5 protein-coding genes are annotated in these 7127 nt (G+C 35.4%); 4 read left to right on the forward strand and 1 reads right to left on the reverse strand.

The annotated features are described in order from the left end of the window. From ACILQF_RS08835 to ACILQF_RS08850, 4 genes are all read left to right on the forward strand, one after another. A partial coding sequence (locus ACILQF_RS08835; protein ID WP_395627054.1) for an HDIG domain-containing metalloprotein occupies positions 1 to 806 on the forward strand: 806 nt, incomplete at its 5' end. Between the two features lie 88 nt (positions 807 to 894). Further along, on the forward strand, positions 895 to 1401 hold the full coding sequence (locus tag ACILQF_RS08840) for a DUF962 domain-containing protein (RefSeq protein WP_395627055.1): 507 nt from the start codon (positions 895 to 897) through the stop codon (positions 1399 to 1401). Positions 1402 to 1564: 163 nt separating this feature from the next. Beyond that, a complete protein-coding gene (locus tag ACILQF_RS08845) occupies positions 1565 to 4372 on the forward strand; it encodes a TonB-dependent receptor domain-containing protein (RefSeq protein WP_395627056.1) in 2808 nt (935 codons plus the stop codon). Positions 4373 to 4448: 76 nt separating this feature from the next. Continuing rightward, positions 4449 to 5828 carry a hypothetical protein gene (locus ACILQF_RS08850; RefSeq protein ID WP_395627057.1) on the forward strand — a complete coding sequence of 460 codons (1380 nt, stop codon included), beginning with the start codon at positions 4449 to 4451 and terminating at the stop codon, positions 5826 to 5828. Between the two features lie 80 nt (positions 5829 to 5908). Here the strand turns inward: ACILQF_RS08850 and ACILQF_RS08855 are convergent, their stop codons facing one another. Beyond that, positions 5909 to 7078 (reverse strand): hypothetical protein, encoded by a 1170-nt coding sequence (locus ACILQF_RS08855; RefSeq protein WP_395627058.1) that lies wholly within the window; start codon positions 7076 to 7078, stop codon positions 5909 to 5911. Between the last annotated feature and the right edge of the window lie 49 nt (positions 7079 to 7127).

The raw sequence follows: 7127 nt of genomic DNA on the forward strand, positions 1-7127 counted from the left end.
TTATTCTTTCAGGTTTTGATCCTGTTAGACGTGAAATTGCACGTTTAGCATTACACCGTTTAGTAACTGATGGTCGTATTCATCCTGCTAGAATTGAGGAAGTAGTTGCAAAAACTAAAAAGCAGATTGAAGATGAAATCGTTGAGATCGGTGAGCGTACCGTAATAGATCTCGGAATCCATGGCTTACATCCTGAACTGATCAGAATGGTAGGAAGAATGCGTTACCGTTCTTCTTACGGACAGAATCTTCTTCAGCACTCACGCGAAGTAGCTAACTTCTGTGCAACTATGGCTGCAGAGCTTGGCTTGAATGTTAAAATGGCTAAACGTGCCGGATTATTACACGATATCGGTAAGGTGCCTGATGATAATCCAGAATTACCACACGCAATTTTAGGAATGCAACTTGCTGAAAAATATAAGGAGCATCCAGAAGTTTGTAATGCGATAGGGGCGCACCATGATGAAGTAGAAATGACTTCCATGATTTCGCCTATTATTCAGGCTTGTGATGCAATCTCGGGTGCCAGACCAGGTGCCAGACGTGAGGTGGTTGAAAGTTATATCCGTAGGCTGAAAGAGCTAGAATCACTTGCACTTTCTTATCCGGGTGTAGAAAAAACCTTCGCTATACAGGCAGGTAGAGAGTTAAGGGTTGTTGTTGAAAGTGAAAGAATTACCGATGCCGCTGCTGAAATTCTTGCCGCTGATATTTCTAACCGTATTCAAACAGAAATGACTTATCCTGGTCAAATTAAGGTTACAGTAATTCGTGAAACAAGGTCTGTGGCTTATGCAAAATAGTTTTATTAATAGGTTCTGAGTAAAAATTAATCTATAATAATTGAATTTAGATTTTTAGCGATCTTTAAACTTATAACTACTTTCAGATATGCAAAAAAAAGCTCAGTCTCGCTTAGTTGATGTTTACTTTGATAAATATTCAGAAAGTCATCAAAATCATACCAATGAAATTATTCACTGGGTTTGCGTTCCATCCATTGTGTTTAGTTTATTTGGTTTGATTTGGGCAATTCCATTTCCTTATTTAGAAATTTTAGGAAAATACAATGGCTATGTTAATTGGGCTTCCTTTTTAATTGCCTTTGCTATTTATTACTATTATAAATTGTCGCCAGTATTATCTTACTTCATGCTATTGCTTATCATGTTTTTTTCTGCTGGCATTGTTAGTCTTGAGAAAATGCACAACACCGATGGATGGCCTCAAATGTGGCAAGTATGTCTTGGAATCTTTGTTTTATCTTGGATCGGCCAGTTCATAGGACATAAAATTGAGGGTAAAAAACCATCTTTTTTTGATGATCTTAAATTTTTATTAATTGGCCCAATTTGGCTTCTGCATTTTCTTCTAAAAAAAGCGAAAATCAAATACTGATTTTTTATACTTATTGGTTTTCTGTAAATATTTCATCCCTGCTCTTAATATTATCTTAACATTATTCATATTGAATTAACATTTTAGTAACTCACCGATAATCCTAAGGCAATCCAGAGTTAACACTGTGATAATACTTTTGTTGAAATTAAAATCTCAGCAATTGAAACACAACAGTTTACTTCGAATCTTTAGCTTACTATTCCTATTAATTTTAGGTACGCAAGCTATTCAGGCCCAGCAAAACGGCAAAATTTCAGGAAAAGTTAGCGACTCCAAAACTGGAGAAACTTTAATCGGACTTACCGTAAAAATTACTGGAGCAACACTAGGTGCTTCAACTGATATTGAAGGTAGGTTTACTCTAGGAAATCTCATCCCTGGAAAATACAGTCTTACATTTTCTTATGTAGGATATAAAACTAAAAACATTACTGATATTGAGGTTCTTGCCGGAAAAATTACAAATGTAGATGTAATTATGGAAGAGGCTTCTTCTCTGGCACTTGAAGAAGTGGTAATTACAGCAACTGTCAGACAAGAAAGTATCAGTGCTTTGTACGCTCAGCAAAAAAATAACATCAGTATTTCTAGTGGTATCACATCCGAATTAATTAGACGAACTCCAGATCGAAATACCTCTGAAGTGCTTAAGCGTGTTAGTGGAGCAAGTATTCAGGATAATAAATTCGTAATTATTCGTGGTTTAGCCGATAGATATAATTCTTCTATTTTGAATAATGCAGTTCTTCCTTCATCTGAGCCTGACCGTAAGGCATTTTCTTTTGATATTATCCCTGCCAACTTAATTGATCGTATTGTGGTTAATAAGACGGCTTCTGCTGACCTTCCTGGTGATTTTGCGGGTGGCGTTATCCAAGTGATCACACGTGACGTTCCTGAAGAAAGTTTTTTGAATGTTTCTGTTAGTACGGGTTATAATAGCCAGTCTACTTTTCAAGATTTTACCTCGAATGCAAGAAATAAATATGACTTTTTAGGTTTTGATGACGGAAGTCGTAGATTACCTTCAGGCTTTCCTAGCTCATTTCAAACGTATAACCCATTATCGAACGCAGAAAAGGCAAAATTCTCTTCTCAACTTCAAAATTCTTATGGTGAAGTAGTGGCACCTGCAATTCCGACGCAAAACCATCAAATTACATGGGGTAATAGAACCGATCTAAAAAATGGAGGCTCTTTTGGTAGTATTATATCAATGAGTTATAGAAATTCCCAAAATATGGCAATTGCCGAAAGAAAGGATTATGAATTTTCAGGAACTCCATTTTATGAGTATCAGGAAGATATTTTTAAATACAGCACAAATTTAGGTTTGTTAGCAAATTTTGCTTTTGTGAAAGGTTCGAACAAGTTTGCGTTTAAAACTATGTATAATCAAGGTTTTGATGATAATTATACTTCTCGGACTGGTTTTACAACTGATAATATCCAAGATGTTCGTTTAAATGTGTCTGATTTAACTCAAAAAAGTCTGTTGAATTCTCAGCTAGAAGGTGAGCACCAAATCGGACAAAAACAATTAAAATTAAATTGGAACCTTAACTTTTCTAGAGTTGAACGTGATCAACCGGATCAGAGGTCTATGGACTATCGTCGCTCATTGGGTACAAATGAGCCATTTAGACTGATAGATAGAAATACTAGGCGACTTTTTTCTGATTTGCAAGAAAATACTTTTGGCGGTCAGACATCACTATCTATACCTTTAAATTTGTTTAATCAGCAAGCTACCATGAAGCTTGGTGTTTTAAAACAAATTAAGGAGCGTGATTTCAATGCACGTATTTTCAATTACCTTTTCGTAGGTCCTTCAGTTTTTGAACAATCTTATAGCAGCTTACCTAAAGAGCAAATATTTGCTCCTCAAAATATTGGAGCTAATGGGTATATCCTCAATGATTTCACCAATAATACCGACAATTATAACGCAAACTCTGATTTAAATGCAGGCTTCCTGATGATGGATAATAAGCTTGGTGAAAAAATTAGACTTTCTTATGGTGCTAGAATAGAGCAGTTTACACAAACATTAAATGCTATCGACTTCTCTGGTCAGGCTGTTTCTGCCAAGCAAGATAATTTCGATGTTCTTCCTTCATTAAATGTGAGCTATAAATTGAACGATAAATCAAATATTCGTTTATCAGGTTCACAAACTGTTTCCAGACCGGAATTCAGAGAGCTTGCATTATTTAATTACTATGACTTCATCAGTCAGACTTCCGTTACGGGTAACCCGGCACTAAAACGTGCTAAAATTGTAAATGCTGATTTACGCTATGAATTATATCCATCTGCAAGCGAGACTTTCACATTTTCAGCCTTTTACAAGAATTTTAACAATCCAATTGAGCAACGCGTAAATTCAAATTCTACTCCGGTTGTTAGGGGGATAAATTTCTTGAACGCAAATTCAGCAAGTTCTTTAGGAATTGAAATGGATATTCGTAAAAAGCTTGACTTTTTAGGCGATAGAGCATGGTTATCAAACTTAACTGCATTTGCAAATGCTTCTTATATCAAATCAAAAGTGCTAGGTGAGGGTATTGATAGGCCTTTGCAGGGTCAGTCGCCTTATCTAATTAACGCGGGACTTCAATATTTTTCTCCAAAAGCTGAACTTACATTCACATCTGTCTATAATCGTGTGGGACAAAGGATTTTCCTTGTAGGATATCAGGGTTATGGTGATATCTATGAAAATGCGCGCGATGTTCTAGATCTTCAAATCAGTAAAAGAGTTTTGAAATCTCGTGCCGAGGTTAAATTAAATATTGGTGATGTTCTAAATCAATCAATTGTATTTTACCAAAATAATGAGGGCAATACGAAAATGGCTTATGAGGGTGCTAATCTTGATCGATTAATCAACTCTTCCAAATTAGGGACTAATGTTTCTCTTTCTTTTTCATACAACATCGGATTTAATAAAGCTAAAAGCAAATAGGTATAACATTTAATCTAAGCTTAAAGTTAAGCTAACATTGATGGCATACTTTTACAAAAAAAAAGATAGAAAAACCATGAAATTATTTAAACTAAAAACTCTATTTCTTGCCTTTATTGTACTAGCAGCTTCTTGTAAGAAGGAAGGTACGACAGACACTACACCTAGCAACGGTAAAACAACTCTTACCCTTCAAAATGGTGCGGTTATTACAGGTGTTTACAAGAACACAATCTTAAATGTCCCAGAAGGTACTTTTACCTTAAAAGGCTATGTATACTTCGAAGATGGTAGTGAAATTAACATTGCAGCTGGAGCAATCATTAAAAGTGATGTTGCTGATAAAGGCGCCTTAATTATTGAAAGAGGAGCTAAAGTTAATGCAATAGGAACAGCTTTAAAGCCGATTGTATTTACATCTGGTAAGGCAGTTGGTCAGCGTAATCCTGGCGATTGGGGTGGTATTGTGATTCTTGGAAAAGCAACAACCAACCGTACTACTGAACCAACTATTGAAGGTGGTGTTGGTAAAAACTTTGGTGGTACAGTAGATACTGATAACTCAGGAACATTAAAATATGTACGTATTGAGTTTGCTGGTATCGCTTCTCAACCAAACTCTGAAATTAATGGACTTACTTTAGGTGGTGTAGGCTCAGGTACTACATTAGAGTATATACAGGTAGCTTATGGTAACGATGATGCTTTTGAGATTTTTGGTGGAACGGTTAACGCTAAATACTTAGTTGCTTATGCTACTGCTGATGATGATTTCGATTTTGATTTTGGTTACAGAGGTAGAATTCAATTTGGGGTTACCTTGAGAGATCCATCGTTTATAGATGGTGGTGATGCAGGTAATGGTGTTGAGTGTGATAATGATGGTACAGGAACTACTGCAACTCCAACTACTCGTCCAGTACTTTCAAACTTTACTTTTATTGGCCCGAACGTAGATAATACTTCTTCAAAAAACCACAATTTTGCGAATAGATTCAGAAGGTCTTCAACCTTTGTATTAAACAATTCGGTATTAGTAGGTTGGATGAAAGGCGGACTTTCACTTGAGTCGGATCAAACTTACAATAGCTTAGTTGGTACAAGTACTACTTCAGAATTCAAAAATAATTTATTGCATGCCTATAAAGATACCTATAAATTTGGTTCAGTAACAGTTGTAGGTGCAAGTGCCGATGCAATCAAAGCGAAAGCAGAAGCTGGTGCAACAATAACTTTGACTGCTGCTGCTGATGCAAAAATTACGGATCCATTTAATTTAACAAGTCCTAATTTGTTACCTCAATCAGGTTCACCTGCTTTAACAGGTGCTGCATTCGCAGGCGATTTAACAAATAGCTTCTTTACTGCAACTACTTACCGTGGTGCCTTCGGTACCAATAATTGGATGGCAGGTTGGACGAACTTCAATTTCACTAAGGGTGCTAGTGGTTATTAATAATTAAATATTTGTATTGCCTTTATTAAAATACCCGCTTAGGCGGGTATTTTTTTTTGATGATTTTTTTTATGTTTTTCCTACTTATCTGCAGGGTTATATTGGTAAACTACCTGATAATCAATATTCTGAAGTTTTTCTGCTATTTGGCCTATTCTGAGGTCCTGTTCCTGCGGTGTAGGCTCACAAACCGAATATTTTGCACCATTATAGATGATTGATTTTCCAAATGGTTTGTCAAATTGTACCGCCATACTGATATGAGTAGGGTAGAGTAATGCAATCATAGGCAGGTTATATATTTCCTTAACCAGATAGAAAAATAGGGCTGCGCGGTCGTCACAATCGCTGTATTTTGAAAATAAGGTTTGCTCAGGCGATAGGTACTTTTCTTTTCCAAAGTTATCTTCATCATTCTGATATAAAAAAGCGTAGCGTGTAAATCTCATCAAATAATCAATACCTTTTTTCTGCTTCATGCCTGAAACATTCCTTTTTAAAAGAGGAATTAACGAACGGTAAGTTTCATGACTGAGTGGAATATTAAAATAGGACTCAAAATCTACACCCGGATAATTGGCAAATATGTTTTCTACTTCAGGATTCAATTTGACCTGAAAATGATAGGATTTTTGACGATACTGAAAAGTTACCTCCTTTTCACTGTAAGATTCAGGTTTGAAATCGGGCATCCTTGTTACTTTGTATGAAAATGATTGTACAGCCTCATTTATTTTAATGTTTACAGGAAATATTTTGTCTTTTTCGAAATCTACCTTTCCGTAGTCATGGTAGTTTAAACACATGTACTTATTACCTTCTATATTAAAAAATGGAATGTCATTGATGTTTTCATTATTTTTAACAATGAAGATCAATCGATTATTTCCGATAGATAATCTGGCATCATAACCAGATTTGCTTAAAAAAAACCATTTATATAACGTGTAGCGATGGTAATTCTCTGCTTTGGGACTAATTTGCTGGGCAGTTTTTCGGATTAACTGATAGTATATCCAGTCATTTAACTGATGTTTTTCTTTGTAGGCTAACAAAGATGAGAGTAGCGACTGATAGTCGCTTTGGTTTAATTTGTTGTAGAAATTTGAAATTGATTCAGATGAAAGCTCTTCAGAAAAGCTAATTTTAGATGATTCATTCAATTCAAAATTGAATGTTCCATTATAAAATTCAATACTGAAATTGTCAGCAAAAGCATTTCCAGATGATAAACAAAAAGTTAATATCAAGGACAATTTAAGGCTGAAAATGGCAATCCAGAATCTCAATTTCTAATTA

The organism is Daejeonella sp., from assembly GCF_044232565.1.
GTDB lineage: Bacteria > Bacteroidota > Bacteroidia > Sphingobacteriales > Sphingobacteriaceae > Daejeonella.